Here is a 1967-nt window from a genome sequence, read left to right on the forward strand (position 1 = left end):
CAACGCGGCGTCGGTGGTCGAGGAGTGGCTCGCCGCGACGGGCGTGGCCGCCGACGCGCCGGTCCGCGTCGAGGGCGTCGGCACCGTCCCGTTCGCGGTCGCGCTGCGCGACGAGCTCGACGCCACGCGCCCGTCGCAGGACCTCCTGCGGTTCGTGCACGAGCGGTCCGGCAGCGAGCGGCTGCGCCGCCTGCTGCGCTCCGAGAACCGCAACGACCTCGCGAAGTGGCTGTGGGGACGGCAGGCGGTGGACGTCGTCGCGGAGCTGCGCGTCGACGCGACGGCCCAGGAGTGGGCGGACGTGCTGCGCCGCCTCCAGCCCCGGCAGTACTCGATCTCGTCGTCGCCGCTCGTCGACCCGCACCGCATCCGCCTGACGATGTCCGTCGTCCGGTACGAGGGGCCGTCCGGCGCGGCCCGGGGCGGGGTGTGCTCGACGTTCCTCGCCGACGCCGGCCCGGACCTGTCGGTGTCCGCGTACGTCCAGCCGTCGACGCACTTCCACCCGCCGGCCGACCCGGCCACGCCGATGGTGATGGTCGGCCCGGGCACGGGCGTCGCACCGTTCCTCGGGTTCCTGCAGGAGCGGCGCGCGCTCGGGCACACGGGCGACAACTGGCTGTTCTTCGGCGAGCAGCACGCTGCGACCGACTTCTACTACCGCGACGAGCTCGACGCGCTGCGCGCCGACGGCCTGCTCACGCGGCTCGACACGGCCTTCTCGCGCGACCAGCGGTCGAAGGTCTACGTGCAGGACCGCATGCGCGAGCACGGGCCGCAGCTGTGGGCGTGGCTCGAGCGCGGCGCGCACGTCTACGTGTGCGGCGACGCGTCACGCATGGCGAAGGACGTCGACACCGCGCTGCGCGAGGTCGTGTCCGTGCACGGCGGCCTCGACGCCGACGACGCGGCCGCCTACGTCAAGCGCCTGTCGTCCGAGCGCCGGTACGCACGCGACGTCTACTGACGACCGCCGCGCCGAGCCCGACAGGCCGAGACCTGTACGCACGAGACCCGTGCACACCGACAGGTGTCCTGACGCCGGAGGGCGTGTCAGGCGACCGAGACGCGGACGGAGTCGTAGCCCGTCGCGCCGTCGGGGATCTCGCCCTGCTGCGCGCCGGTCTGCGGGCCGTCGGGGTCGAACGCGCGGACGAACAGCTGGTGCTCGCCCGGTTCGGCGGGCCAGGTCCAGCGCCACTGCCGCCACGAGTCGACGCCGCCGTCGCCCGCGAGCTCGGCGTCCTGCCAGTCGCTGTCGTCGACCCGGACCTGCACGCGCACGATCCCGCGGTGCTGCGCCCACGCCGTCCCCGCGACGACGACGTCGCCGGCGTCGACCTGCGCGGACGGCCGCGGCACCTCGATGCGCGACTGCGTCTTGACCGGCCCGCGCTCCGACCAGCCGCGGTCCGTCCAGTACGCGGTCGCGGCGTCGAACCGCGTGACCTCGAGGTCGACGACCCACTTCGTCGCCGACACGTACCCGTACAGCCCCGGCACGACCATGCGGACGGGGAACCCGTGCTCGGGCGGCAGCGGCTCGCCGTCCATCGCGATCGCGAGCAGCGCGTCGCGGTCGTCGGTCAGCACCTCGAGCGGCGTCGACGCGGTGAACCCGTCGGCGCTGCGCGAGAGCACCATGTCGGCGTCCGTCGTCGGACGGGCGCGCGCGAGCACCTCGCGGATCGGCAGCCCGAGCCAGCGCTGGTTGCCGATCAGGTCGCCGCCGACCGGGTTGGACACGCACGCGAGCGTCACCCACGCCTCGACGAGGTCGGAGTCGAGCAGCTCGGCCCACGTGAGCTCGACCTCCTGCTCGACGAGCCCGTGCACGCGCAGCACCCACGTCTCGGGGTCGACCTGCGGCACGACGAGCGCGGTGTCGATCCGGTAGAACTCGCCCGCGGGCGTCCGCCACGGCCCGACCCCCGCGACGTCGACCTGCACGTCCGCCGGCACGGGCG

Annotated in this window: 2 protein-coding genes; one reads left to right on the forward strand and one right to left on the reverse strand. The window is 74.5% G+C overall.

Annotated elements, in window-relative coordinates; genetic code table 11:
* Window positions 1–967 (forward strand): diflavin oxidoreductase (locus HGA02_RS17830; protein ID WP_425483079.1); only part of this gene is annotated, 967 nt, incomplete at its 5' end.
* Window positions 968–1053: 86 nt separating this feature from the next.
* Here HGA02_RS17830 and HGA02_RS17835 read toward each other — a convergent pair.
* A partial coding sequence (locus tag HGA02_RS17835) for a molybdopterin-dependent oxidoreductase (RefSeq protein ID WP_168680585.1) occupies window positions 1054–1967 on the reverse strand: 914 nt, incomplete at its 5' end.

The organism is Cellulomonas septica (assembly GCF_012396155.1).
GTDB classification, from domain to species: Bacteria; Actinomycetota; Actinomycetes; order Actinomycetales; family Cellulomonadaceae; genus Cellulomonas; species Cellulomonas septica.